Origin of the sequence: Fuscovulum sp., assembly GCA_035192965.1 — a bacterium.
Taxonomy (GTDB): Bacteria; Pseudomonadota; Alphaproteobacteria; order Rhodobacterales; family Rhodobacteraceae; genus Paragemmobacter.
Window position 1 is genome coordinate 1,429,276 of sequence record CP136571.1, and the last position, 24,948, is coordinate 1,454,223.

Annotated in this window: 23 protein-coding genes; 15 read left to right on the forward strand and 8 right to left on the reverse strand. The window is 62.4% G+C overall.

Annotated features, from left to right (window positions below; translation table 11 throughout):
* Positions 1-53: 53 nt before the first annotated feature.
* The 7 genes from glpX to RSE12_07055 all read right to left on the reverse strand — a co-directional run bounded on the left by glpX (position 54) and on the right by RSE12_07055 (position 6,753).
* Entirely contained in the window at positions 54-1,019 is a 966-nt protein-coding gene (gene glpX, locus RSE12_07025; protein ID WRH64078.1) for a class II fructose-bisphosphatase, read from the reverse strand.
* A 231-nt stretch (positions 1,020-1,250) separates the two neighbouring features.
* Entirely contained in the window at positions 1,251-2,546 is a 1,296-nt protein-coding gene (locus RSE12_07030) for a homoserine dehydrogenase (GenBank protein WRH64079.1), read from the reverse strand.
* 68 nt (positions 2,547-2,614) lie between these two features.
* The gene (locus RSE12_07035; protein WRH64080.1) at positions 2,615-2,833 is read right to left on the reverse strand and encodes a hypothetical protein; all 219 of its coding nucleotides are present in this window, start codon (positions 2,831-2,833) and stop codon (positions 2,615-2,617) included.
* 53 nt (positions 2,834-2,886) lie between these two features.
* The gene (locus tag RSE12_07040) at positions 2,887-3,798 is read right to left on the reverse strand and encodes a pirin family protein (GenBank protein ID WRH64081.1); all 912 of its coding nucleotides are present in this window, start codon (positions 3,796-3,798) and stop codon (positions 2,887-2,889) included.
* 126 nt (positions 3,799-3,924) lie between these two features.
* The gene (locus RSE12_07045) at positions 3,925-4,506 is read right to left on the reverse strand and encodes a hypothetical protein (protein ID WRH64082.1); all 582 of its coding nucleotides are present in this window, start codon (positions 4,504-4,506) and stop codon (positions 3,925-3,927) included.
* A 10-nt stretch (positions 4,507-4,516) separates the two neighbouring features.
* On the reverse strand, positions 4,517-5,050 hold the full coding sequence (locus RSE12_07050; GenBank protein WRH64083.1) for a pilus assembly protein: 534 nt from the start codon (positions 5,048-5,050) through the stop codon (positions 4,517-4,519).
* Positions 5,050-6,753 (reverse strand): VWA domain-containing protein, encoded by a 1,704-nt coding sequence (locus tag RSE12_07055; protein ID WRH64084.1) that lies wholly within the window; start codon positions 6,751-6,753, stop codon positions 5,050-5,052. Before RSE12_07055 ends, RSE12_07050 begins: the two co-directional genes overlap by 1 nt.
* 586 nt (positions 6,754-7,339) lie before the next feature.
* Between RSE12_07055 and RSE12_07060 the strand changes: the two genes are divergently transcribed.
* The 11 genes from RSE12_07060 (at position 7,340) to ribD (ending at position 21,084) form a co-directional block, all read left to right on the forward strand.
* Positions 7,340-8,770: a Glu/Leu/Phe/Val dehydrogenase dimerization domain-containing protein gene (locus RSE12_07060; protein WRH64085.1), complete on the forward strand. Its 1,431-nt coding sequence runs from the start codon at positions 7,340-7,342 to the stop codon at positions 8,768-8,770.
* Between the two features lie 108 nt (positions 8,771-8,878).
* Positions 8,879-10,129 carry a sarcosine oxidase subunit beta family protein gene (locus RSE12_07065; protein ID WRH64086.1) on the forward strand — a complete coding sequence of 417 codons (1,251 nt, stop codon included), beginning with the start codon at positions 8,879-8,881 and terminating at the stop codon, positions 10,127-10,129.
* 121 nt (positions 10,130-10,250) lie between these two features.
* Complete coding sequence (locus tag RSE12_07070) at positions 10,251-10,523, forward strand: sarcosine oxidase subunit delta (GenBank protein WRH64087.1); 273 nt, start codon at positions 10,251-10,253, stop codon at positions 10,521-10,523.
* The gene (locus RSE12_07075) at positions 10,520-13,435 is read left to right on the forward strand and encodes a sarcosine oxidase subunit alpha family protein (protein ID WRH64088.1); all 2,916 of its coding nucleotides are present in this window, start codon (positions 10,520-10,522) and stop codon (positions 13,433-13,435) included. The genes RSE12_07070 and RSE12_07075 overlap by 4 nt, the downstream gene beginning before the upstream one ends.
* Entirely contained in the window at positions 13,428-13,979 is a 552-nt protein-coding gene (locus RSE12_07080; GenBank protein WRH64089.1) for a sarcosine oxidase subunit gamma family protein, read from the forward strand. The genes RSE12_07075 and RSE12_07080 overlap by 8 nt, the downstream gene beginning before the upstream one ends.
* Before the next feature lie 249 nt (positions 13,980-14,228).
* A complete protein-coding gene (gene dnaG, locus RSE12_07085; protein WRH64090.1) occupies positions 14,229-16,202 on the forward strand; it encodes a DNA primase in 1,974 nt (657 codons plus the stop codon).
* 138 nt (positions 16,203-16,340) lie between these two features.
* Complete coding sequence (gene rpoD, locus RSE12_07090) at positions 16,341-18,338, forward strand: RNA polymerase sigma factor RpoD (protein ID WRH64091.1); 1,998 nt, start codon at positions 16,341-16,343, stop codon at positions 18,336-18,338.
* Between the two features lie 525 nt (positions 18,339-18,863).
* On the forward strand, positions 18,864-19,118 hold the full coding sequence (locus RSE12_07095; protein ID WRH64092.1) for a type II toxin-antitoxin system prevent-host-death family antitoxin: 255 nt from the start codon (positions 18,864-18,866) through the stop codon (positions 19,116-19,118).
* Positions 19,115-19,369 carry a Txe/YoeB family addiction module toxin gene (locus RSE12_07100; GenBank protein ID WRH64093.1) on the forward strand — a complete coding sequence of 85 codons (255 nt, stop codon included), beginning with the start codon at positions 19,115-19,117 and terminating at the stop codon, positions 19,367-19,369. Before RSE12_07095 ends, RSE12_07100 begins: the two co-directional genes overlap by 4 nt.
* Before the next feature lie 157 nt (positions 19,370-19,526).
* On the forward strand, positions 19,527-19,994 hold the full coding sequence (gene nrdR / locus RSE12_07105) for a transcriptional regulator NrdR (protein WRH64094.1): 468 nt from the start codon (positions 19,527-19,529) through the stop codon (positions 19,992-19,994).
* 31 nt (positions 19,995-20,025) lie between these two features.
* The gene (ribD, locus tag RSE12_07110) at positions 20,026-21,084 is read left to right on the forward strand and encodes a bifunctional diaminohydroxyphosphoribosylaminopyrimidine deaminase/5-amino-6-(5-phosphoribosylamino)uracil reductase RibD (GenBank protein WRH64095.1); all 1,059 of its coding nucleotides are present in this window, start codon (positions 20,026-20,028) and stop codon (positions 21,082-21,084) included.
* Positions 21,085-21,193: 109 nt separating this feature from the next.
* On the opposite strand, the gene RSE12_07115 is transcribed toward ribD, so the two are convergent.
* A complete protein-coding gene (locus RSE12_07115) occupies positions 21,194-21,622 on the reverse strand; it encodes a VOC family protein (GenBank protein WRH64096.1) in 429 nt (142 codons plus the stop codon).
* A gap of 101 nt (positions 21,623-21,723) precedes the next feature.
* On the opposite strand from RSE12_07115, the gene RSE12_07120 reads away from it, so the two are divergent.
* From RSE12_07120 to RSE12_07135, 4 genes are all read left to right on the forward strand, one after another.
* Positions 21,724-22,503, forward strand: coding sequence for a thymidylate synthase (locus RSE12_07120; protein ID WRH64097.1), 780 nt, complete (start codon positions 21,724-21,726; stop codon positions 22,501-22,503).
* Positions 22,503-22,976: a dihydrofolate reductase gene (locus RSE12_07125; GenBank protein ID WRH64098.1), complete on the forward strand. Its 474-nt coding sequence runs from the start codon at positions 22,503-22,505 to the stop codon at positions 22,974-22,976. The genes RSE12_07120 and RSE12_07125 overlap by 1 nt, the downstream gene beginning before the upstream one ends.
* A gap of 62 nt (positions 22,977-23,038) precedes the next feature.
* Positions 23,039-24,334: a MarR family transcriptional regulator gene (locus tag RSE12_07130; GenBank protein ID WRH64099.1), complete on the forward strand. Its 1,296-nt coding sequence runs from the start codon at positions 23,039-23,041 to the stop codon at positions 24,332-24,334.
* 179 nt (positions 24,335-24,513) lie between these two features.
* Positions 24,514-24,909 (forward strand): DUF2177 family protein, encoded by a 396-nt coding sequence (locus RSE12_07135; protein WRH64100.1) that lies wholly within the window; start codon positions 24,514-24,516, stop codon positions 24,907-24,909.
* Positions 24,910-24,948 lie beyond the last annotated feature (39 nt).

The window sequence follows — 24,948 nt, forward strand, 5'->3', positions numbered from 1 at the left end:
CAAAGCGGCACCACCTGCAAGCCCCGCCCACGGAACGGCAGGCCGAACTGCGCTCACTTCACCGGGCTGCGATAGGTCATCCGGCGCACCGATCCGGTCTTGGACCGCATCAGGATCGTCTCGGTCGTCACCACGCCGGGTTCACGCTTGATGCCTGCCAGCAGTGACCCGCTGGTCACGCCCGTGGCCGCAAAAATCACGTCGCCGCGCACCAGATCATCGCGCGTGTAGACGCGGTCGAAATTGGTGATCCCGGCCTTGCGGGCACGGGCACGCTCATCTTCGTTGCGGAACAACAGCTTGCCGAAGAATTGCCCGCCCATGCATTTCAGCGCGGCCGCCGCCAGCACCCCTTCGGGCGCGCCGCCCGATCCCATATACATGTCGATCCCTGTCACCTCAGGCTCGGCACAGTGCATCACACCCGCCACATCGCCATCCGTGATCAGCCGGATCGAGGCCCCGGTGGAGCGCAGTTCGTTGATCATCTCCTCATGCCGGGGGCGTTCCAGCACGCAGACGGTGATATCCTCGGTCGAGCAGCCCTTGGCCGCAGCAAGTGCCGAGACCCGTTCAGACGGGCTCATGGACATGGTCACGGTGCCGGGCTTGTAGCCCGGGCCGATGGCCAGCTTTTCCATATAGACATCGGGCGCGTGCAGCATCGTGCCGCGCGGGGCCATGGCGATCACGGTCAGCGCATTGGGCATGTCCTTGGCGGTCAGCGTGGTGCCTTCCAGCGGATCAAGCGCGATATCCACGGCAGGCCCGTTCCCGGTGCCGACCTTTTCGCCGATATAGAGCATCGGCGCCTCGTCCCGCTCACCTTCGCCGATCACCACCACCCCGGCAATGTCGAGCAGGTTGAGCTGGTCGCGCATCGCGTTGACGGCGGCCTGATCGGCGGCTTTCTCATCACCCCGACCGATCAGCTGCGCGCTGGCCAGCGCCGCCGCTTCCGACACGCGGGCAAGGCCCAGCGAGAGGAGACGGTCCTCAAATTCCTGCTTGTCGGCCATGGTATCGTGCTCCTCGCCCCGGCTGTGCTTCCCGCCCCTTAGCGCCCGGACAGGGGCGGGGCAAGCGTGGTCGCGCTAACACTCGGTGACAAGGGATCCTGGACGGGCGCATGAGAGAAAATTTTTCACTGAAAAATTTTCCGGCTTGCCGACCAAAGGTCGGCAGGCAAATTTTTCGTCGAAAAATTTGCGCCCTTCAAAAACTTTCCGTGGAAAGTTTTTGTCCCGCCCTCAGACTTCCTCGATCCGGATGGCGACGGGCGCACCCATCACCACGCCGGTTTCACCAAAACGCGCCAGTGCATAGGCGATGTCGGCAGGGGCCGCCTTGTGGGTGACGATCAGGACCACCGCCTTGTCATCGGCCTCGCCGGGCTGGTTGATCTGGCGCATTTGGTCGATGGAAATGCCCGCCTCGCCCAGACAGGTGGCCACCTTGGCCAGCGCGCCGGGTTTGTCGAGCAGTGTCATCCGCAGGTAATAGGGCGCCGGGGTCGCGGCCTTGGCCGGGATCGGTTCGGCAAGGGTCGCGGCGGGCCGCCCGAAAGTGGGCACGCGAATGCCACGGGCGAGGTCGATCACATCGCCCATCACGGCGCTGGCTGTCGGCCCTTCGCCCGCGCCGGGGCCGCGCAGCACGATCTGGCCCACGCTGTCGCCATCTAGCACCACCATGTTGGTGCCGCCCTGCAACTGGCCCAGCGGGCTTTCCGCCGGCACAAGGCAAGGGGTCATGCGCTGTTCCAGCCCGCGCCCCGTCATCTGCGCCACACCCAAGAGCTTGATGTGATAGCCCATGTCATCGGCCATGCGGATGTCTTCGATCGAGACGTTGCCGATGCCTTCCAGTTCCACATGGTCAAAGCTGACGCGAGTGCCAAAGGCAATGGCAGCCAGCAGTGAAAGCTTGTGCCCCGCGTCGATGCCGCCCACGTCAAGGTTCGGGTCAGCCTCGAGATAGCCAAGCTGGCGCGCCTCTTCGAATACCGTCTCATAGGGCAGGCCCGCATTGGCCATGCGCGTCAGGATATAGTTGCAGGTGCCGTTCATCACGCCCATCACCCGGCGGATCTGGTTACCGGCCAGCCCTTCGGTCAGGGTCTTGATCACCGGGATGCCCCCGGCGACGGCGGCCTCGAAACGGATCACGCGCCCTGCCGCCTCGGCGGCCAGCGCGAGCGCATGGCCATGATGGGCCAGAAGCGCCTTATTAGCGGTGACCACGTCCTTGCCGCCTGCAATGGCGGCCTCGGTCGCGGCGCGGGCGGGGCCTTCATGGCCGCCCATCACCTCGACGAACACGTCCACATCGTCGCGCCGCGCCAGTGCGACGGGATCGGTTTCCCAGGCAAAACCCGACAGATCGGCATCGCGGTTCTTGCTGCGGTCGCGGGCGGAGACAGCGGTGATCACCACCGGGCGGCAGGCGCGCGCAGCGATCAGATCGGCGTGCTTTTGCACGATCTTCACCACACCGATGCCCACGGTTCCCAGACCGGCAAGACCAAGGCGAAGGGGCGCAGGCATGAGAGACTCCATCAAGCGGACAGGCACAGCGCCCCCTTAGCCGTTCGCGGCAGGGCTTGCAACGCGGGCTAACCGGACGTGCCGGCCTTTGCCCGCAATGCCGCGCCGCGTGCCGTCAGGGCTGCGGCGGCCTCGGCATCCAGTTGCGGGCTGTCGCCGCTGAGGATTTCGTCGATCGGCAGCAGGCTGGGCGTGGCAGCGGGTTCGGCCTTGCGGATGAAGCCCGGTTCACTGCACCCCGCCAAGAGGGCCAGGGTGGCAATAGCAAGGGCAGGCGCAACGTGCATCGCTCGGGCTCCGGTCAGGCTGGCGCGCAGCAAAGCCGCAAGTGGCGCCCGCGTCAATGCGCAGGCCGGATGAAGGTGCCGTTCTTCAACTCGGCCATGGCCTGGCGGATTTCGGCCTGCGTGTTCATCACGATGGGGCCGTGCCATGCCACGGGTTCCTGAATCGGCGCACCGGAGATCAGCAGAAAGCGGATGCCGTCCGGCCCGGCCTGCACCGTCACCTCGTCGCCGGTGCCGAACTGCACCAGCGTGCGATCCCCCGACATGTCGCGAATGTTCACCTCCTGGCCCATCACTTCTTTCTCCAGCAGCACGCCTTTGGGGCGGCTTGCATCGCGGAAAGTTCCTTTGCCGTCAAAGACATAGGCGAAGGCGCGGCGATAGGTGTCCACCTTGAAGGTCTTGCGCCGCCCGGGCGGGACGGAAATGTCGAGATATTGCGGATCGGCGGCGATCCCGTCTACCGGGCCGGTCTTGCCCCAGAATGACCCCACGATGACTTTCACCACCGTGCCGTCGTCATCCATGATCTCGGGGATGTCCTTGCCCTTCACATCCTGATAGCGCGGCGCCGTCATCTTCAGGGTCGAGGGCAGGTTGGCCCATAGCTGGAAGCCGTGCATCTGGCCGCGGGCGTTACCGCGCGGCATTTCCTGATGCAGGATGCCCGAACCGGCGGTCATCCATTGCACATCGCCGCCTTTCAGAAGGCCGTGGTTGCCCAGACTGTCGCCATGCTCCACGGCCCCGGCCAGAACATAGGTGATCGTCTCGATCCCGCGATGGGGGTGCCACGGGAAGCCGCGCATGTAATCGCGCGGGTCTTCGTTGCGGAAATCGTCGAACAGCAGGAACGGGTCCATCCGGTCTGGGTCGCCAAAGCCAAAGGCGCGGTGCAGATGCACGCCCGCGCCTTCATAGGTGGGCTGGGCGCGGTTTTCCTGAACGACGGGGCGGATGGACATGGGCGGGCTTCCTGCTGCTGGACAAGCCGTAACCTAGGTCATGCAAACGGGGCGGACAACGCCGCCCCGTGCAGAAGGTTGGTGCCGTGGCGCACAGCCCCGCAAGGGCCGCGCGTCAGGCAAACGTCAGCAGGTCACGCCCGTCAGGCACAGGGTGGGCAGAAAGCGCGGCCGCATGGCGACGGTTTCGTTGATCGTGTTCAGTGTCAGGATCTCGGTCACCGGGGAATAGGGGACCACCACCTCATAGACCACCATGTTCGACCCGACGGCCATCATCGGGACTTCTGAAATCACCTGATTCAGGGTGCCGTTGGTCAGCGGCGGCATCGTGTTGCCGGGCGAATGCGACCACAGCACCACCAGCCCGGTCGCCCCGAGCGGACCGTCCGAATTGCGGCGGATGCTGGTGATGCGGGTGCGGGCATTGGTGCCAATCAGGTATTCCAACGTGGTTTCCAGCCCGTTCAGAAAGGCCGGGGTCGCGGGAACCATCTCGCGCGACAGCATGTCGGAAATGGCATAGGCCCCTTTCTGCACGCGGTTCTGGGTCTGATAGGCATCCCAGAAGGCATAAAAGCCCGACATCCCCATGGCCATGACCGGCACGATGAACATGGCTTCGGCCAGCATGCTGCCCGAGGTATCTTTGGCGAAGCGGCGGACAGACCGTTTGATGCCCGCAGTGATGGAGGACAGGATTTGCATGAACTGCCCCTTAGCTTGGTTCGTTGACATAGACAGACGCGACCGACAGCGCATAGCCGCCCTGTGCATCCAGCGTGATCGGCAGCGCAAAGCGCGATGTCGGGAACATGGCATCCACCGCGACACAGACGCGGATCAGCATCAGGTCGTTCTGCTGGCCCGGCGTGACCTGCGTTACCGGCTGGATGATGTCCTGATCGCGCGTCACGCAGGGTTCGTCATCATCGGGCATCAGGAAGGTTGCCCGGTTGATGCGGCGGATGTCGACGGCGATGTTTTCGAAGCAGTTTTCCACGAGGAACACGTCATCGCAGATTTCCTGCCGCAAAAGTTGCGCCGTCGGGTTTGTATACTGCCCAAGGCGCAGCGACCGGATCACCATATCGGCGGCACGGTCGATGCTGGACCAGCGCGACATCATCATGCCGATTTCCAGCGTCGCGATGAAGATCGAAAAGATCAGCGGCACGAGGATGACGAATTCCACCGTTGCCGTTCCGTCCTCGCGCCGCCGGAAGCGGCGCATCATGGATGACACACGCATCAATTCACGAGCCTCAGTTGGGTGATGTTGGTGGCAATCGCCTGGAAGGCGGCGTTCAGCTGCGTTGTGTTGGTCGAGTTGAAGAAGTGACCTTCAGAAGAAGAACAGCCTCTGACCGCGTTGATGCCGCGCGTGGGTGCCGAAAAGGCGATCCCGTAGACCATGACACCCTGCTGTTTCGTCAGATTGCAGATCTGGAGCAGTTCTGCATCCATTTCCGGGGTCGATGAACTGCTGCCACGTTGCGCGCGGAAGTTGTTGAACCAGGTGTTGTAGGTGTTGGTCCGTGTGGTGGAGGTGGTGCCCAATGCCCGTGCATAAAGGTGCCATGCCGTCCAGCTGGTGTTCATATCCTGCCAGACTTCCTGCCAGCTCATACGGGTGCCCTGTGTGTTGGTCGCCCCGCCCCAAGATGTGGCACGCCATTCGCCCGCATTGCTGTTGCGGTGGGGCACCCAGAATTGGTTGTTTCCTGCCGCAGTCGGCCGCCCGGTGGTGAACTGGATCGAATAGTTCCCATCGGTACCCTTGAAGATTGGCGAAGGGCCGGTGCGATAGTCATTGTTAAGCCGCACGTCGCCAAAGTTTTCCCCGTCGGTCATCAGAACGACGATCTTGAGCGCGTCACGCTTGGAATAATCGAACGGGCGGTCGCGGAATTCTGTCGGAATGGTGCCTGCGGTGACATATTCGTTCACGACGCTGCGGAACTGCGGGTCCAGCATGGCGCCGCCCCACTTCATCCCGGCGTTGATCGACGTTGCGCCGATGGCGACCAGCGCGTCGATGTAAGTGTGCAGGTTGCCAATGTTGTCATCCTGCAGACGCACGACGTTGACCGTGGACGGCGGGCACCAGACCGATGCACCATCCGGCGCGCGGAGAGTGTGCGTATAGGTCGTTGGCCAGTTGGACATGTTAGTCCCGTAACCGCCCGTGGTGCTGTTGCCGTTGGCCAATGTCGTGAAAGCATCAACCCAGCCCGTTGCCGGCATCGGGAAATCCCGCGCAATGCCCGTGTTTGCATAGACGCTCGACGGCATGTCCACGCAGTTCACATTCTGGGTGGCCGTCAGGCCGGGAATATTGGTGACGTTGAATTTGGTCCGCAACGATGCGCCAAGGTTCACCTGACCGTTATAGGGCACCACAGCGATGGAAATCTTGTCGGTGTTGTTTGCCAGAACGGTGGACACGAAATTCTTGGCCGAGGTTTTCAAGGAGGTCAGCTTGCTGCCCTGCATCGACCCGGACACGTCCAGAACCAGCACGATCTCGATATTCGTGGCGCGCTGTTCGGCAACCGACCGGGCGGCCACATCGATCACGTCCACGCCCGATGCGCCCATGAACAGTGTTTCTACAGGGATCTTTCCCTTCACCTCGACCGACCGCTGACCGGCGACGCTGGTGACCTTGACGTCTGTCAGGTAGGACAGCATCCCGTCGCGATCCACGCAGTCGCGCACCACGGTTGCGGGGTCCAGCGTCTGGCGCAGGGCGGCGGCGTTCAGCGCGCAGCGGTCCAGCGATTGCGCCAGCGCCGTGCGGCGGTTTTCCGTCCGCATCAGATCAACGGCCATGCCGCTCATCAGGAAGAAGGTCGCGAAAAGGAACAGACCGAAGACCAGCAGCGAGCCGTCCTCGCTGCGGTGGAACCGACGGAACGGCCGACCGAGAAGTGAGAGGACAGAATTACGCATGACTCGTGATCCCATGATCATTGCACGGCAGCCCGGTAACCCGGTTTACCGCATCTTTGCGCCCCCGATCAGGGATGCGGGATGCCTGTGCTGGCTGCAAGCTTTGTGAAGATTCAAGGTTGGCAGAGGGGGTGTCGCCGAAACGGTCGGCCAAATTCCGCCATGATTGTGGCGGGGCCGCAGACAGTGCTTTGCGGGCGGCCCGAAGGCTGCCCGAGACTGATTCGCCCGATGCCGCCCGGGCAATTATTGCCCTTGTGCGGCGGTTGATATGGTAAATCGTCATGTCTTACCCTTTCCGGGATGTTCCAAGCGGATTGGCACCCATCCTCAAGTCTGCAGAAGTTAACCATTCCGCTAGGCAGGATTGAGGCAGGATTGGGAAAGAAGCAGGCGTATTGAGGTAAATCTTAGCGCCGCAGCGCCCTGCCGAACCGGCCCCGCGCGCCTGCATTTGCGGCTGTTTCATGCAGCTGTCTTAAATCCCTGCAAACCTGTCCGTCGTAATCCTGAGGCTACAGGATCAGGCTGTGCTAGCGTCGCAGTCAGGGCCGCGTCCCCTGTTTGGCGCGACAGGGAGGATGACATGCAACATTCCGGTGAACCCAGCTTTCGGGAATCTGTCGATCTGATGTTCAACCGCGCGGTCCGGCTGATGGATCTCAGCCCCGGGCTGGAACAGAAGATCCGGGTCTGCAATTCGACTTACACCGTCCGCTTCGGGGTGCGTCTGCGCGGCAAGATCGAAACCTTCACCGGGTATCGGTCGGTCCATTCCGAACATATGGAACCGGTGAAGGGCGGTATCCGTTATGCCCTTTCCGTCAGCCAGGATGAGGTAGAGGCGCTGGCCGCGCTGATGACCTATAAATGCGCGCTGGTAGAAACGCCCTTTGGCGGATCGAAAGGTGGGCTTTGCATTGATCCCCGCGCCTGGGATGAACATGAATTGGAACAGATCACCCGCCGCTTCGCCTATGAGCTGATCAAGCGCGACCTGATCCACCCGGCGCAGAACGTGCCCGCCCCCGATATGGGCACGGGCGAACGCGAAATGGCCTGGATTGCCGATCAATACGCCCGCATGAACACCACCGACATCAACGCCCGGGCCTGCGTGACCGGAAAGCCGCCCCATGCCGGTGGCATACAGGGGCGGGTTGAGGCGACGGGCAGGGGCGTGCAATACGCCCTGCGCGAGTTTTTCCGCCACCCGGAAGATGTGGCCAAAGCGCGGCTGTCCGGCGGGCTGGACGGCAAGCGCGTGGTGGTGCAGGGCCTGGGCAATGTGGGCTATCACGCGGCCAAGTTCCTTTCGGAAGAGGATGGGGCGAAGATCACCGCCATCATCGAACGCGATGGTGCCCTGATCTCCGATACCGGCCTTGATGTGGAAGCCGTGCGTCAGCACATGGCCGCCACCGGCGGGTTGAAAGGCTTTGCCGGGGCGGAGTTCACCGCCGATGGTGCGGCGGTGCTGGAAAAGGATTGCGACATCCTGATCCCGGCCGCGTTGGAAGGCGTGATCCACAAGGGCAACGCCGCGCGCATCAGCGCGCCGCTGATCGTTGAGGCAGCCAATGGCCCTATCACCTTTGGCGCCGACGAAATCCTGCGCGCCAAGGGTGCGGTCATCATCCCCGACATGTATGCCAATGCGGGCGGGGTCACGGTCAGCTATTTCGAATGGGTCAAGAACCTGTCGCATATCCGCTTTGGCCGGATGCAGCGCCGCGCCGAAGAGGCGCGACATCACCTGCTGGTGGATGAGTTGGAACGCCTGTCCGCCGACAAAGGGCTGGGCTGGACACTGAACCCCGGTTTCAAGGAAACCTATCTGCGCGGGGCAGGGGAGCTGGAACTGGTCCGGTCGGGACTGGATGACACGATGCGATCGGCCTATCAGGCCATGCGCGAGGTCTGGCACAGCCGCGCTGATGTCGAAGACCTGCGGATGGCGGCCTATCTTGTGTCGATCGGTCGCGTCGCGCAGACCTATCGGTCCAAGGGTCTCTGACCATAAGCGACATTTCCTGTCGCCCCCGGCAATGGCCCAGCCCGCCGGGGGTTGCATCTTCGCCCGTGGCGCGCTTGTCTTGGCGCGGCCAGCGGACGGGATAAAGCGATGCGCTATTCAGGCTTTCAGGTCATCAAGGAAGGGCTTTTCGGCAACAAGGGCTGGAAACCCGCCTGGCGTGACCCGGCCCCCAAGGCGGAATACGATGCCATCATCATCGGGGGGGGCGGGCATGGCCTTTCTACCGCCTATTATCTGGCCAAGAACCACGGGCTGACCAATATCGCCGTGCTGGAAAAGGGCTATCTGGGCAGCGGCAATATCGGGCGCAACACCACCATCGTGCGCGCCAACTATTTCCTGCCGGGCAATTCGGAATTCTACAGCCATTCGATGAAACTGTGGGAAGGGCTAGAGCCCGACCTGAACTATAACGTGATGCATTCCCAGCGCGGGCTGATCAACCTGTTCCATTCCGATGGCCAGCGCGATGCCTTTGCCCGGCGCGGCAATGCGATGATCAATCAGGGCGACGACGCGATCCTTCTGGACCGCGAAGGCGTGCGCGAGCATCTGCCCTATCTCGATTTCGAACAGACGCGGTTCCCGATCTATGGCGGCCTGTTCCACCCGCGCGGCGGTACGGCGCGGCATGATGCGGTGGCCTGGGGCTATGCGCGCGGGGCCGACCGGCGCGGCGTGGACCTGATCCAGAACTGCGAGGTGACGGGGATCGACGTCCAGAATGGCCGCGTCACCGGCGTGCAGACCACGCGCGGCGCGATCCGGGCCAAGAAGGTGGGCATCGTCGTTGCGGGCCGGTCGTCGCAGGTCGCCGCCATGGCAGGGATGCGCCTGCCCATTGAATCCCACATTCTGCAAGCCTTCGTGACCGAAGGGCTGAAACCGGTGATCGACCATGTCGTCAGCTTCGGCATGGGCCATTTCTACATCAGCCAGTCCGACAAAGGCGGTCTGGTCTTTGGCGGCGATCTGGATTTTTACGCAAGCTATGCGTCGCGCGGCAACCTGCCCATGGTGGAACATGTGATGGAGGCAGGCATGACGCTGATGCCGATGATCGGGCGGGCCAAGGTGCTGCGGTCCTGGGGCGGGATCATGGACATGTCGCCGGATGGATCGCCCATCATCGACAAAACGCCGGTGGATGGCCTGTTCATCGACTGCGGCTGGAACTACGGCGGCTTCAAGGCCGTCCCCGCTTCGGGTTGGTGCATGGCGCATCTGATGGCGACGGGGGAATCCCATCCCGTTGCCGCCCGCTTCCGCCTGAACCGTTTCGCGACCGGCCACCTCCTCGATGAGGAAGGCACCGGCAGCCAACACAATCTGCACTGACCATGACCAGACCTCATGCCTTGCACCCGGCCCCTTCTGTCGCCGCCTTCGGCGAGGGTATTTGGGCCAAGATGAAATCCGCCCGTCAGACAAACCACCGCTTCCACGAAATGAGCTTGCCATGCGCCTGACCTGCCCCCTCTGCGGCCCCCGCGACCGGCGCGAGTTCTATTACTATGGCGCCGAGGATTACCTGAATCGCCCCGCCCCTGATGCCGCGCCGCAGGCTTGGGATGATTACCTGCATAACCGCGACAACCCTGCGGGGGTGACACGCGATCTGTGGTATCACGACATGGGCTGTTCTTCGTGGCTGGTGGTAACGCGCAACACGGTGACGCATGAGATCCTGTCCGTCGAAGCCGTGGCCGACCGCAAGGGAGACGCGGCATGAGGCTCGCCGGTAAGGGACTGATCGACCGCAGCCAACCTGTGAGCTTCACCTTCGACGGGCGCAGCTATCAGGGCTACCAGGGGGACACGCTGGCCTCGGCCTTGCTGGCCAATGATGTGCGTCTGGTGGGGCGCAGCTTCAAATACCACCGTCCGCGCGGCGTGCTGACGGCAGGCAGCGAAGAGCCGAACGCGATGGTCGAAATCCTTGAGGGCAACCAGCAGACCCCGAATGTCCGCGCCACGGTGCAGGAACTGTTCGACGGTCTGTCCGCCCGCAGCCAGAACCGGTTCCCGTCGCTGAAATTCGACCTTCTGTCGGTCAATGACCTTGCCGCGCCCTTCCTGTCGGCGGGGTTCTATTACAAGACTTTCATGTGGCCGCGCCCCTTGTGGGAAAAGCTGTATGAGCCGCTGATCCGCCGCGCGGCGGGTCTTGGTTCGCTGTCTGGCAAGCATGACGAAGCGCAGTATGAAAAGGCCTGGGCCTTTTGCGATGTGCTGGTGATTGGCTCTGGCCCGACCGGCCTGATGGCCGCGCTGACCGCCGCGCAGGCGGGGGCGGATGTGATCCTGGCCGAAGAGGATGCCCGCATGGGCGGCCGCTTGCTTGCCGAAAATCTTCGCATCGATGGGCAACCCGGCGCGGATTGGGCCGATGCCGTGCTGGCCGAGTTGCGCGCAATGCCCAATGTGCGCCTGATGACCCGCACCTCGGTGACCGGGGCCTATGATGACGGCACCTTCGGCGCGCTGGAGCGGGTTGGGCTGCATGTCAAACCCGCCCCACATCTGCCGCGCGAATGTTTCTGGCGCATCGTGGCGGGGCAGGCGGTGCTGGCCGCCGGCGCGCTGGAACGGCCGCTGGCCTTTCCCGACAATGACCGCCCCGGCATCATGCTGGCCTCGGCTGTGCGCAGCTATCTGCACCGTTACGGCGTGGTGCCGGGAAGCCGCATTACCGTCATCGCCAACAACGATGCCGCCCGCGCCACCGCGCGCGATCTGATGGCGGCTGGCGTCAAGGTGACCGCCATCCTCGACACCCGCCCCGATGCCACGGCGCTGGAGGATTGCCCGGTCTACCTGAACGCCCAGATCACCGGCACGGCCGGGCGGCTTGGCCTGTCGTCAATCACCTTCCGCCATGCGGGCGGCACAGCGACGCTGGAAACCGATTGTCTTGCCATGTCGGGCGGATGGAACCCCACGGTCCATTTGACCTGCCACATGAACGGCCGCCCCTTGTGGCGCGAGGATATCGCCGCCTTCATCCCCGCCCCCGATGCCGTGCCGCGCCTGACGCCTGCCGGGGCCTGCAACGGTGCCTTCTCAACCGCCGCCTGTCTGCGTGACGGGATAGAGGCCGCCCGCACCGCCCTTGCCGCGCTGGGCAAGACCGCCCCGGACATGCCCCTGCCGGTGACCGAGGACGCGCCTTATGCCATCACACCCTTCTGGCAGACGCCGGGGGTTGAGGGCCGCCAATGGCTCGATTTCGCCAATGACGTGACGACCAAGGATGTAAAGCTGTCGGCGCAGGAAAACTTCCGCAGCGTCGAGCATATGAAGCGCTACACGACACAGGGCATGGCCCCCGATCAGGGCAAAAACTCCAACGTGGCGGCGCTGGCGATCCTTGCTGATGCCACCGGGCGCGGCATTCCGCAGACCGGGACCACCACCTTCCGCCCGCCCTATATCCCCACCTCCATCGCCGCAATGGGGGCGGGCGGGCGCGGCGCGGGCTTTGCGCCGCAACGCTTTCTCACCTCCGATCAGGCCAGCCGCGACCGGGGTGCCCCGATGATCGAGGCGGGGCTGTGGTATCGGCCCAGCTATTTCCCCAAACCGGGTGAGACGACATGGCTGGAGGCCTGCAACCGCGAGGTCCGCATGGTGCGCGGCAGCGTGGGCGTGGCCGATGTCTCCACTCTCGGCAAGATTGATATTCAGGGCAAGGATGCGGCGCGCTTTCTGGATTTCGTCTATACCAACACCTTCTCCACCCTGCCCGTGGGCCGCGTCCGCTATGGGCTGATGCTGCGCGAGGATGGGCTGGTGCTGGATGACGGCACCACCGCGCGGCTGGGGGAAAACCACTATCTTATGACGACCACCACCGCCGCCGCCGGATTGGTGATGCGCCATCTGGATTTCGTGCATCAGGCCTTTTGTGCGGGCTGGGATGTGCGCTTCATCTCGGTGACAGAAGGCTGGGCGCAATTCGCCGTCGCTGGGCCAAAGGCGCGCGATCTGCTGGCCACGCTGCTGGGCGAGGCGCCCAACCTGCCCTTCATGGGGGTGACGGACATCACGCTCGGCTCCACCCCGGCGCGGTTGTTCCGCATTTCGTTCTCGGGCGAGGAAGGGTATGAGATCGCCGTTCCCACCCGCTTTGGCGAGGCGCTGTTCCGCGACCTGCTGGCGCGGGCCGAAACCATGGGCGGCGGTCCTTATGGGATGGAGGCGCTCAACGTCTTGCGGATCGAGAAGGGCTTCATCACCCATGCCGAGATTCATGGCCGCACCACGGCCTTTGACATCGGCATGGAAAAGATGGTGTCGGCCAAGAAGGACTGCATCGGCAAGGCCGCCGCCACGCGGCCCGGCATGCACGGGCCAGAGCGGGAACAGTTGGTGGGCTTGAGGGCCAGTGCCGCCATGACGGCAGGCGCGCATGTCTTCACCCCCGGCGACCGGGTGCATCGTGAAACCGATCAGGGCTATATCACCTCGGTCTGCTGGTCACCCACGCTGGAGGCGCATCTGGCGCTGGCTTTCGTCAAGGATGGCCGCGCGCGACATGGGCAAAAGGTCCGCGTCGTCGATCACCTGCGCAAGATCGATGTGATGGCCGAAATCACCGATCCCGTGTTCCATGACAAGGAAGGGGCAAAGCTCCGTGCCTGAACTCATCGCCAAATCCCCCCTGTCCGGCCATGCGCCCGTAGCCGTGCTCGGCACCACTCTTGCCGAGGGGCGGGCGGCCCCGATCACCTCCATCGCGCCCTTTCCGGGGCGGATGGCGCAGGTCAACGCCGCATTTGCGCCGCTCGGTCTGGCCTTTCCGCCGCCCAATGCCCAATCCACCAATGGCGAGGTCCGCCTGATCTGGACCGGTCGCGATCAGGCCTTCCTGATCGGCGCCCCGGCTCCTGATGCCTTGGCCGATCACGGCGCGCTGACGGATCAGACCGATGGCTGGGCCATTCTAACCCTGCACGGCCCTGCGGCTACGGATGCGTTGATGCGCCCCGTCCCGCTGGACCTGCGCGCGGCCAGTTTCCCCGCGGGCCGCACCGCCCGCGCACCGCTCAACCACATGCAGGCCATCCTCTCCCGCACTGGCCCGGACGCGTTCGAGATCATGGTCTTCCGCTCCATGGCCCGCACCGCGTGGGCCGAATTGGCCGAAGCCTTGGACGTGTTGGCCGCCCGCGCCAAGGTGTCCTGACGCTGCGCGGGGCGGTCAGGGCAGATGGGTATTTATGGCCAAGATGAAACCCACACCCTTCATCTTGGCGGCAAATACCCTCAGGGGGTGAATGGGCCGCAGGCCCAGAGGGGGCGGAACGCCCCCTGAACGGGCCCCGCACGCGCCGCAAGGCGCGGGTGGGGAGAATGGCCTTCGGCGGGCGGGCCTGCCCGCCTGCCGTCCGCATGATGACTGGACAGCCGCCCCCGCCCGCCCGATATAGGGATCATGTCCCTGCCGCCCGGATTCCTTGACGAACTCCGCACCCGTGTGTCCCTGAGCCAAGTCGTGGGGCGCAAGGTCACATGGGACATGCGCAAGTCCAACATGGCCAAGGGTGACTGGTGGGCGCCGTGCCCCTTCCATCAGGAAAAATCCGCCAGCTTCCATGTCGATGATCGCAAGGGGTTCTATTACTGCTTCGGCTGCCACGCCAAGGGCGACGCGGTCACCTTCATCAAGGAAAACGACAACGTCTCTTTCATGGAAGCGGTCGAGGTTCTGGCGCGCGAGGCCGGGATGCAGATGCCCGCGCGCGACCCGCAAGCCGCCCAGAAGGCCGACCGCCGCACCCAGCTTTCACAGGTGATGGAAGAGGCGGTCAAATGGTTCCGCTTGCAATTGAAAACCTCTGCCGCCTCGGACGCGCGCGCCTATCTTGACAAGCGCCGCATGTCACCCGCCGCGCAGGACCGCTGGGAAATCGGCTTTGCCCCGGATCAGCGGCAGGGGCTTTTTCACGCGCTGACCCAAAAGGGCATCGCGCCCGACCTGATCGTCGATGCAGGCCTTTGCGCCAAACCCGATGACGGCGGCCCCCCCTATGACCGCTTCCGTGGCCGGATCATCTTTCCCATCCGCGACGCGCGCGGTCGCGCCATCAGCCTCGGCGGGCGGGCGATGGACCCGAACGCGCGGGCCAAATACCTCAACGGCCCGGAAACCGAACTCTTCGACAAGGGGCGCAACCTCTACAATCAGGCCCCCGCGCGGGAGGCGGCGGGCAAGGGTCAGCCGCTTGTGGTGGCCGAAGGCTATATGGACGTGATCGCCCTGTCCGAGGCCGGCTTCCGCGCGACCGTGGCCCCCCTCGGCACCGCAGTGACCGAAGACCAGATTCGCCTTCTGTGGCGCATCCACGATGAGCCGATCATCGCGCTGGATGGCGATGCGGCGGGCATCCGCGCCGCGCTGCGGGTGATCGACCTTGCCCTGCCGCTGTTGGAGGCGGGCAAGGGCCTGCGCTTTGCCATCCTGCCGCAGGGGATGGACCCGGACGATCTGATCAAGGCGCAGGGCGCGCCTGCGATGCAAAAGGTGCTGGATGCCGCACAGCCCATGGTCAACCTGCTCTGGCGGCGCGAGACGGAGGGCAAGGTCTTTGACAGCCCCGAACGCAAGGCCAGCCTAGACAAAACGCTGCGCGCCGCGCTGAAGCGCATTGCCGACCCGTCCATCCGCGCCCATTACGGCGAGGATATCAAGCGCCTGCGCCTTGATCTGTTCGGCCAGAACGCCCAGCCGTTCCGCCCCTATACCCCGCGCGGGCAGGGTGGCGGCGGCAGGGCAGGCGGGCGCATCCCGTTTCAGCCCATCGCGCCCTTGCCCACCACCCGCCAGTCGCTGCTGGGATCCGCCACTACGCCGGTAGAGGAAGCGCTGCGCGAAGCGGTGATCCTTGCCACGCTTGTCACCCATCCGCGCCTGATCGCACGCTTTGAATCCGCACTGGAAAGCCTGGATTGCACGGGCGACGGTCATGCCCTGATCCGAGACCTGCTTTTGGCCCATGCCGATGCGCCCGATCCGAAAGACGCCATCGCCCGCGCAGCGCCCGCACCGCTTGACGTGCTGCTGTCCCATCCCCATGTGCGTAATGCACCCGCCCTTCTTGACCTTGCCGATACGGAACGGGCCGAATTCGCATTGGCGCAGGATTTCTTCATCCTGTCCGCCGAACGTGGCCGCCGCCGCGAAATAGAAGAGGCCGAACAGGATATCGAAGGCGTGGTCGACGAAGGGCTGACATGGCGCATCGCCAAGGCGAACGAGGCCCGCGCCGCCGCCCATCGCGGCCCGCAGGACAAGGTCGGCGAGGCCGTGATCTCGGCCAACGGGGTTGCGCTGGACAAGGAGGAACTTGAAGAGGCGCGGAAGGTCTTTGACAGCATCCGCTTTGACCGCCCGTCGCGCCGGCATTGACCGGCAAAACCCCAAGGCCCGAAAAGCCCAAAGAATACGAAAGAATCACCGTTCGCACCCTTTAACCCACCGTGATTCGCGTTATTGATTCGTTGCAGGCGAACCGATTCGCATCCGCCCCGCGCCCGAGGAGACCACATGGCACTCAAAGACACTGACGACGCGAAGCCCGAAGAGCAGGAAGCCGATGTCTCGCTCGACATGAGCCAGGCCGCGGTCAAGAAGATGATCGCCGACGCCCGCGAGCGCGGCTACATCACCTACGAACAGCTCAACACCGTGCTTCCGCCGGAACAGGTCTCGTCCGAACAGATCGAGGACGTGATGTCCATGCTGTCGGAAATGGGCATCAACGTCATCGAAGATGACGAAGCCGAAGAAGGCGAAGTTGGCGGCGAACTGGTGGAAACCTCGTCCACCTCGCGCGAAGTGGCCGTCGTTGGGGCCACGACCGAAACGCTGGACCGCACCGATGACCCGGTCCGCATGTATCTGCGCGAGATGGGGTCGGTTGAACTTCTGTCGCGCGAGGGCGAGATCGCCATCGCCAAGCGGATCGAGGCCGGGCGCAACACCATGATCGCGGGCCTGTGCGAAAGCCCGCTGACATTTCAGGCCATCACCATCTGGCGCGACGAACTTCTGAACGAAGACATCCTGTTGCGCGACGTGATCGACCTTGAGGCCACTTTCGGCCGGTCGCTCGACGGTGAAGATGATATGGAAGGCGGCCCCGCGCTGGATGAGGTGGACATGTCCGCCGCCGCCCCGCGCCGGTCTGGCGGCAGCGCCGAGCCGGAACTTGACGCCGATGGCAACCCCATCTCGCGCGCCGAGGAAGAGGATGACGATGACGAAGCCAGCGCCATGTCGCTGGCCGCGATGGAAGCCGCGCTGAAGCCCAAGGTTCTGGAAACGCTGGAAATCATCGCCCGCGACTATTCCAAGCTGGCCGAAATGCAGGATCTGCGCATGTCGGCGACCCTGTCGGAAACTGCAAGCTATTCGGCATCCGACGAAGCCGCCTATCAGAAGCTGCGCTCAGAGATCGTTACCCTCGTCAACGCGCTGCATCTGCACAACAACCGGATCGAAGCGCTGATTGATCAGCTTTACGGCATCAACCGCAAGATCATGGCGATCAATTCCGGCATGGTGAAACTGGCCGATGCCGCCCGCATCAACCGCCGCGAATTCATCGACGAATATCAGGGCTATGAGCTTGATCCCACCTGGCTGGACCGCATGGCCGCCAAGGCAGGCCGGGGCTGGCAAGCGCTGATGGAAAAATCGCGCGACAAGGTCGAAGAACTGCGGGCCGAGATGGCGCAGGTCGGCCAGTATATCGGCGTCGACATTTCCGAATTCCGCCGCATCGTGAACCAGGTGCAAAAGGGCGAGAAAGAGGCCCGTCAGGCCAAGAAGGAAATGGTCGAGGCGAACCTTCGCCTCGTGATCTCCATCGCCAAGAAATACACCAACCGCGGTCTGCAATTCCTTGACCTGATTCAGGAAGGCAACATCGGCCTGATGAAGGCCGTGGATAAATTCGAATACCGCCGTGGCTATAAATTCTCGACCTACGCCACATGGTGGATCCGTCAGGCCATCACCCGGTCGATCGCCGATCAGGCCCGCACGATCCGTATCCCCGTGCACATGATCGAAACGATCAACAAGCTGGTTCGCACCGGCCGCCAGATGCTGCACGAAATCGGCCGCGAACCGACACCGGAAGAACTGGCCGAAAAGCTGCAAATGCCGCTGGAAAAGGTCCGCAAGGTGATGAAGATCGCCAAGGAACCGATCTCTCTGGAAACGCCCATCGGGGACGAGGAAGACAGCCAGCTTGGCGACTTCATCGAGGACAAGAACGCGATCCTGCCGCTGGACAGCGCGATTCAGGAAAACCTGAAGGAAACCACGACCCGCGTTCTGGCCTCCCTAACCCCCCGCGAAGAACGCGTCCTGCGGATGCGCTTTGGCATCGGCATGAACACCGACCACACGCTGGAAGAGGTGGGCCAACAGTTCAGCGTCACCCGCGAACGCATCCGCCAGATCGAGGCCAAGGCGCTGCGGAAGCTGAAACATCCGAGCAGAAGCCGCAAGCTGCGGAGTTTCTTGGATCAGTAAGGCGGGGTTTCCCCCGCCAACGCGATAAAGTCAAAAGGTGCCCTCCGGGCGCCTTTTTTTGTTCTGCCCTTTCCTAGAGCACAGCTGAAACAAACTGTGCTCCGCCAAAAATCAACGCGAGAACAGCAATCTGTCTGTCCCAACTCAGGACCGCCCAACCTGCTTCGGTTAACCTATAGATGGGCTCTTTTCGTTGAAAGGCAGTTCTATTGCCGCTGAGGAACGTTTCGACGTCTCCAATTGCCACATCGTCGTGAAGAACTTCGACCCAGCCTCGCAAAAGGCAGGTCAACACATCCGCGTCGATTTTCTCGTTTCGGGGCATCGCGCGTTCGATTACCCAAACTTTTCCGGGGTTTAGGACGAGCGCTACTCGGGCCTTTGACAGTCGACGCAGCGTTCGCCGTATTCTAAACTCTCTGAACATCGCACCTACCTCAGAATTAAGATCACGTCATTCTAGTGTACCTCCTAGCTAAGCGCCAAAGCTTGCAATTCTGTACGCAATCACGTACATTGCTCGCCATGAAAACCCTCACCTCCACAGACCTCCGCGCAAACCTCTCCGCCGTCATGGACCGCGTGAATGATGACCATGAACCCGTCATCGTCACCCGTGCCAAAGGCAAGCCCGTGGTGATGGTCAGCCTTGAAGACTGGGCCAGCATGGATGAAACAACCTATCTGCTCGCCAGCCCCGCCAATGCCCGGCTGTTGCGCGAAGGGATCGCTGCGCTGAACGCGGGGCAGGGGCAGCCGCGTGATCTGATCGACGAATGAACCTGCTGTTCTGGGACAAGGCCTGGGAACAATACCTGTACTGGCAGGAAACCGACAAGGCGACGTCCCGAAAACTGAACGCCCTGATCCGCGAATGTCAGCGCCATCCCTTCGAAGGCACAGGCAAACCCGAGCCACTGAAGGGTGATCTGTCGGGCTTCTGGTCGCGCCGGATCACACGTGAACATCGCCTTGTCTATCGCGTGACGGCATCGGCAATCGAGGTCGTGCAATGCCGCTATCATTACTGACCTGAGTCCCCGCCGCCACACCCCGCCACCCCCGGATATGGGGCCGCGCAGTTCCCTCTAGGCGAAACCTCGCTTCCCCCCCTATAGTTTGGGCCGAACCGGGGGAAACACCCCGGCATGAGGCAGGCGTAACCAACAACAAGCAAGGAGGGGGCCCATGCGCTGCCCATTCTGCGGCAATATCGACACCCAGGTAAAGGACAGCCGTCCCGCCGAGGACCACGTCGCCATTCGGCGGCGGCGTTTCTGCCCGGCCTGTGGCGGCCGCTTTACCACCTATGAACGTGTGCAGCTGCGCGATCTGGTCGTCATCAAATCCAGCGGCAAACGCGAAGATTTCGACCGGACCAAGCTGGAACGCTCCATCCGCATCGCCATGCAGAAGCGCCCGATTGATCCCGAACGCATCGACCAGATGATTTCCGGCATCGTGCGGCGTCTGGAATCCCTTGGCGAAACCGACATCTCGTCGAAGGTTATCGGTGAGATCGTGATGGAATCCCTCGCCCGGATCGACACCGTGGCCTATGTCCGCTTTGCCAGCGTCTACAAGAACTTCCAGGCAGCGGATGATTTCGACAAATTTGTCAGCGAACTGCGCCCCGGCGGCGGCCCCGAAGAGTGACGGGCCGCATGTGACCGAGGATGAGGTCCATATGTCCCACGCCCTCGCGCTTGCCGCGCGGGGGCTTGGCCGCACATGGCCCAACCCGGCTGTAGGCTGCGTGATCGTCAAGGCAGGTCGCATCATCGGGCGCGGCTGGACACAGCCGGGTGGCAGGCCCCATGCCGAACGCATGGCGCTGGCGCAGGCGGGCGCGCAGGCCGAAGGTGCCACCGCCTATGTCACGCTGGAACCCTGCGCCCATCACGGCCGCACCTCCCCCTGTGCCGAGGCACTGGTCGCGGCCAAGGTCGCCCGCGTGGTGACCGCGCAAACCGACCCCGATCCCCGCGTTTCGGGCCGCGGCCACGCCATCCTGCGCGACGCAGGTCTTGCGGTGACGGAAGCTGTGCTGGAACCCCGCGCGCGCGCGCTGCAGGCGGGTTTCCTCAAGCGCATCACGGAAGGCCTGCCCTTCGTCACGCTGAAACTGGCAACCACACTCGATGGCCGCATCGCCACAGCCTCGGGCGAAAGCCGCTGGATCACCGGCCCGGCTGCCCGCCGCGCCGTCCACCAGATGCGCCTCGCCCATGACGCCGTGCTGACGACCTCTGCCACCGCGCTGGCCGATGACCCCGACCTTACGGCCCGCGATATCGGCGCCAGCCATCAGCCGCTTCGCATCCTTGCTGATACTCGCCTGCGCGTGCCCGCCGCATCCCGCCTCGGCCAGACAGCCGCCCTGCACCCCGTCTGGGTGCTGCACGGGCCTGACGCCGCACCCAACGGCTGGGATCAAACCCATGCCCGCCTGATCACAGCCCCGACGGATGGCGACCATCTCGACCTGCCGGCCACCTTTCGCTTGCTGGCGGCAGAGGGCCTCACCCGCATCCTGATCGAAGCCGGCGGCCAATTCGCCGCCGCGCTGATACGCGCGAACCTTGTCGATGAACTTGCCTTGTTTCAGGCTGGCTGCTTGATCGGAGGCGACGGGATCCCGGTCCTAGGCCCCCTCGGCCTGACGGCGCTCGCTGATGCCCCGCGACCAAGGTTGATCGACGCCACAACCCTCGGCCCCGACACACTTACCCGCTGGTCCTTCTGACCTGCCGTTTCACCTTGGCCCAAATACCCAATTCCCCGCCCTCCGCTGCGCCGCCGGTCTGACTGCGCGCAAAGGGGGGGCGGGGGGACCACGGTCCCCCCGCCTGCACTCACCAATGCCCGGTGCTGGCCATGCTCTTCCACGGCTCGACCGGCTCCAAAGCGCCACCCTTTTGCAGCAACTCGATCGAGATATTGTCGGGGCTGCGCACAAAAGCCATCCGCCCATCGCGCGGCGGGCGGTTGATCACCACGCCGTTCGCCTGCAAATGCGCGCAGGTGGCGTGGATGTCATCCACCTCATAGGCCAGATGCCCGAAATGGCGGCTGTCGCTTGGCAAGCCGTCATCGCCATCCCAGTTATAGGTCAACTCCACCGGGCATTCCGGCTGACCGGGGGGCGCGAGGAAGACCAGCGTGAACCGCCCGCCTTCATTGTCGTAGCGCCGCGTCTCCTCCAGCCCCAAAAGCTTGTAGAAGGCGATCGACGCCTCCAGATCCTTCACCCTTACCATCGTATGCAGATACCGAATGCCCATTGCGGCCTCCTTTTTCCATCCCACCGTACATAGCCCGTCGCACCCAAGCCCACCACAAGATAGAGTGGAACCCGACTCATCCCATACCCATCGGCAGGCCCATGCAGCAATATCACGACGCGCTCCGCACCGTCCTTGCCCAAGGCACCCCCTCCACCGACCGCACAGGTACCGGCACCATCAGCCATTTCGGCCTGCAATGCCGCTACCCCCTCGTCGATGGCTTCCCGCTGGTTACCACCAAGAAGCTGCATATCAAGTCGATCATCCACGAACTTCTTTGGTTCCTGCAGGGCGATACCAACATCCGCTACCTGAACGACAATGGCGTGACGATCTGGGATGAATGGGCCGACGCGAATGGCGACCTTGGCCCCGTCTATGGCCGCCAGTGGCGCGATTTCGGGGGCGTGGATCAGATCCAGACGCTGAGCGACATGATCCGCAAGTCGCCGGATTCCCGCCGCCTGATCGTGTCCGCATGGAACCCGCCCGACGTGCCGCAGATGGCGCTGCCGCCCTGCCATACGATGTGGCAGGTCCGCATCCTTGGCGGGAAACTCCACCTGCAACTCTACCAGCGCAGCGCCGACATGTTCCTCGGCGTTCCGTTCAACATCGCCTCCTATGCGCTGCTTCTGGTGATGCTCGCCCATGTCACGGGCTATGAACCCGGCGATTTCGTCCATTCCATCGGCGACGCGCATATCTATTCCAACCACATGGATCAGGTCGCCACCCAGCTTGCCCGCGAGCCCCGCCCGCTGCCAAAGCTGCGGATCACGCGGCCTGTCCAGTCCATCTTTGACTTCAAGTTCGAGGATTTTGAGATCACAGGCTATGACCCCCATCCCGCCATCAAGGCCCCGGTGGCGGTCTGATGCTGACGCTTATCGTCGCCCGCGCCCGCAACGGGGCCATCGGCAAGGGAAACACGATCCCTTGGCACGCGCCCGAAGACCTTGCCGCGTTTCAGCGGGAAACCACCGGCGGCGCGCTGATCATGGGGCGGCGCACATGGGAAAGCCTGCCCTTCCGCCCGCTCAAGAACCGCCTCAACATCGTGGTCACCTCTGACCCGACAGTCTGGGAAACCACCGCCCCCACGCCCGAGGCCGCCATCGCCCTGGCGCTCGACGCCGGCCACACCCGCCTCTACGGCATCGGCGGCAGCGCCATCTACCGCGCCCTGCTGCCACGGGCCCACCGGCTGCTGGTTACAGAAGTGGACCTCACCATCCCCGACGCCGATGCGTTCTTCCCGGCCTTTGATGAGGGGGAATGGCGGGTGATCCATGAGCGGCGGTTGCGGGTGGACGGGCCGGGCTGTGTGTTGCGGGAGTGGGTCAGATAAAGTGTTGACACAAACCTACACAAGGTTGGATAAAATCAACGGTACATTAAAGAGGTGACGATATGTCTTTTTATAGAGAATGGGGATTTGAAAGAAATCCTTTTGAGACAAGTCCGCTTCCGTCAAGTGAGGAGGGAAGCCAATTGCTTGTTGGGCGTGACAAGGAAATAAAAAAGCTGCGTCGAAGGCTCGACAATTCCTCAAAGATTCCAACGATCGAGGGCCTTAATGGAGTTGGAAAGACTAGTTTAGCAAATGTTATGATATATCGTGCAATGTCGGAGTCGGTTAACAATCGTGTCGGGCCGATATACATTCCCTGTCGCCAGATTTTCCAATTAAATCCGTCTACCACTGTTGAGGACTTTCAATTAAAAGTCCTAATGGAGATTGCTCAAACTCTATTGGATCAGCATAAAATACTTCGAACTCCAGCTGGGCGAACGCGCGCTTCAAAGAATAAGAATCTTGAACGTTTTCTGAATTCCGCTCAAGTCAAGTCCTTTACCGCTGGGGCTTGGGTCGTCAATGGTGGCGTTACCTTGGAAACAAATACAGGCAAAGGCTTCGAGCGGAGTGGTTTTGAGAAGGCTGTGGCTGATTGGTTAAACGAAGTCTTTCCAGATGAGAAATCCGGCGGTGTAGTCTGTGTGATTGACAATCTCGAACTTTTACAAACCTCTTTGAAGGCGAGAGCGGCAATTGAGGCATTCCGAGATACACTTTTCCAAATCAAAGGTCTTCGGTGGATTCTATGTGGTGCACTCGGAATAGTCCATGGTATTGCGTCATCTCCGAGACTTGAAGGGCGACTAAACAAACCAGTTGTTTTGGACGATCTTGAGGAAAGATACGCACCAGAAATATTTCGGAATAGAATCAAAGCATTTCGTAGTGGACCTCGATCAAAACTACCGATGTCGGAGTCAAATTTTGTGGAACTTTTTGACATAATGAGAGGAAACATTCGAAGTGTTTTGAACGAATGTGACGAGTTTTGCTCTTGGGTTGCTGATAGAGTCGAAGATCCAGAGGATTTTGAAGAAGATTTTTTTGAGGAGTGGCTTCAAGAAGAACTAGAGAGCAATTTTCATGCCATTCGAGCTGAATTGCGTCCTGCGGCTCTTCGAGTTTTTGAAACAGCATGCCAGTTCGAAGCATTTTCTCCAAGTGATTGCATGGCTTTTGGTTATGAAACGCCTGCTGCAATGCGCCCTCAAATTAAGACACTAGAGACTGCTGGCCTGTTGGTTAGTTCAGTTGATGACGAGGACAAGCGACGAAAGACAATTCAAGTTACCTCAAAGGGTTGGAAGGTGCGTGCTTACTTGGATTACAGTGCAGATGGCCTTTCATGAAATGGCACTGTTGAAACTTTTTCAGGTTTCCGCATTTGGAGCAAGCTTTCTGATCGAACCAAGGTGGCGGATTTGAGCTAGCGAGGGCGCGTGCGGGACGGACACCTTCCCTCAACTGGTTAACAACCCCTTTCCCCCACCCCCCCTTGTGCTACCTGTGTCGCCACAAGGAGCGCCCCATGCAGATCGCCACCCTCTACCTGTCGACCGCCGCTGTCTTCCTGATCCTCGATGCGATCATGTTGACCTTCGTGATGAAGCCGCTGTTCAGCCGTCATATCGGGGCGCTGATGCTGGAGAACATCCGCGTTGTTCCGGCGGCGTTGTTCTACCTCGCCTATGTGGCGGGGCTGATCTACCTGATCTCATGGCCCGCGTTGAAGACTGGCGCGCCGGTGCTGATCCCGGCGATGATCATCGGGGCGATGGCCTATGGCACCTATGAGTTCACTTCCTATGCCATCATGAAGGATTGGCATTGGCAGATGGTGATGACCGATACGATCTGGGGCACGGTGCTGACGGGCCTGTCGGCCTGGGCCGGGGTGGCCATCACGCGGGCAATCACCGGTTAACCTCTGGTCAAAACACAGCCCGCTGCGTATGCACAATGT

Coding starts and splice junctions, on each gene's coding strand:
- RSE12_07075 (WRH64088.1), top strand. CDS start 10,520: ATGAGGCTCGCCGGTAAGGGACTGATCGACCGCAGCCAACCTGTGAGC.
- RSE12_07100 (WRH64093.1), top strand. CDS start 19,115: ATGAACCTGCTGTTCTGGGACAAGGCCTGGGAACAATACCTGTACTGG.
- RSE12_07070 (WRH64087.1), top strand. CDS start 10,251: ATGCGCCTGACCTGCCCCCTCTGCGGCCCCCGCGACCGGCGCGAGTTC.
- RSE12_07055 (WRH64084.1), bottom strand. CDS start 6,753: ATGCGTAATTCTGTCCTCTCACTTCTCGGTCGGCCGTTCCGTCGGTTC.
- RSE12_07095 (WRH64092.1), top strand. CDS start 18,864: ATGAAAACCCTCACCTCCACAGACCTCCGCGCAAACCTCTCCGCCGTC.
- RSE12_07060 (WRH64085.1), top strand. CDS start 7,340: ATGCAACATTCCGGTGAACCCAGCTTTCGGGAATCTGTCGATCTGATG.
- RSE12_07115 (WRH64096.1), bottom strand. CDS start 21,622: ATGGGCATTCGGTATCTGCATACGATGGTAAGGGTGAAGGATCTGGAG.
- RSE12_07135 (WRH64100.1), top strand. CDS start 24,514: ATGCAGATCGCCACCCTCTACCTGTCGACCGCCGCTGTCTTCCTGATC.
- dnaG (WRH64090.1), top strand. CDS start 14,229: ATGTCCCTGCCGCCCGGATTCCTTGACGAACTCCGCACCCGTGTGTCC.
- RSE12_07120 (WRH64097.1), top strand. CDS start 21,724: ATGCAGCAATATCACGACGCGCTCCGCACCGTCCTTGCCCAAGGCACC.
- RSE12_07030 (WRH64079.1), bottom strand. CDS start 2,546: ATGCCTGCGCCCCTTCGCCTTGGTCTTGCCGGTCTGGGAACCGTGGGC.
- nrdR (WRH64094.1), top strand. CDS start 19,527: ATGCGCTGCCCATTCTGCGGCAATATCGACACCCAGGTAAAGGACAGC.
- RSE12_07125 (WRH64098.1), top strand. CDS start 22,503: ATGCTGACGCTTATCGTCGCCCGCGCCCGCAACGGGGCCATCGGCAAG.
- RSE12_07035 (WRH64080.1), bottom strand. CDS start 2,833: ATGCACGTTGCGCCTGCCCTTGCTATTGCCACCCTGGCCCTCTTGGCG.
- ribD (WRH64095.1), top strand. CDS start 20,026: ATGTCCCACGCCCTCGCGCTTGCCGCGCGGGGGCTTGGCCGCACATGG.
- RSE12_07130 (WRH64099.1), top strand. CDS start 23,039: ATGTCTTTTTATAGAGAATGGGGATTTGAAAGAAATCCTTTTGAGACA.
- glpX (WRH64078.1), bottom strand. CDS start 1,019: ATGGCCGACAAGCAGGAATTTGAGGACCGTCTCCTCTCGCTGGGCCTT.
- RSE12_07040 (WRH64081.1), bottom strand. CDS start 3,798: ATGTCCATCCGCCCCGTCGTTCAGGAAAACCGCGCCCAGCCCACCTAT.
- RSE12_07050 (WRH64083.1), bottom strand. CDS start 5,050: ATGCGTGTGTCATCCATGATGCGCCGCTTCCGGCGGCGCGAGGACGGA.
- rpoD (WRH64091.1), top strand. CDS start 16,341: ATGGCACTCAAAGACACTGACGACGCGAAGCCCGAAGAGCAGGAAGCC.
- RSE12_07065 (WRH64086.1), top strand. CDS start 8,879: ATGCGCTATTCAGGCTTTCAGGTCATCAAGGAAGGGCTTTTCGGCAAC.
- RSE12_07045 (WRH64082.1), bottom strand. CDS start 4,506: ATGCAAATCCTGTCCTCCATCACTGCGGGCATCAAACGGTCTGTCCGC.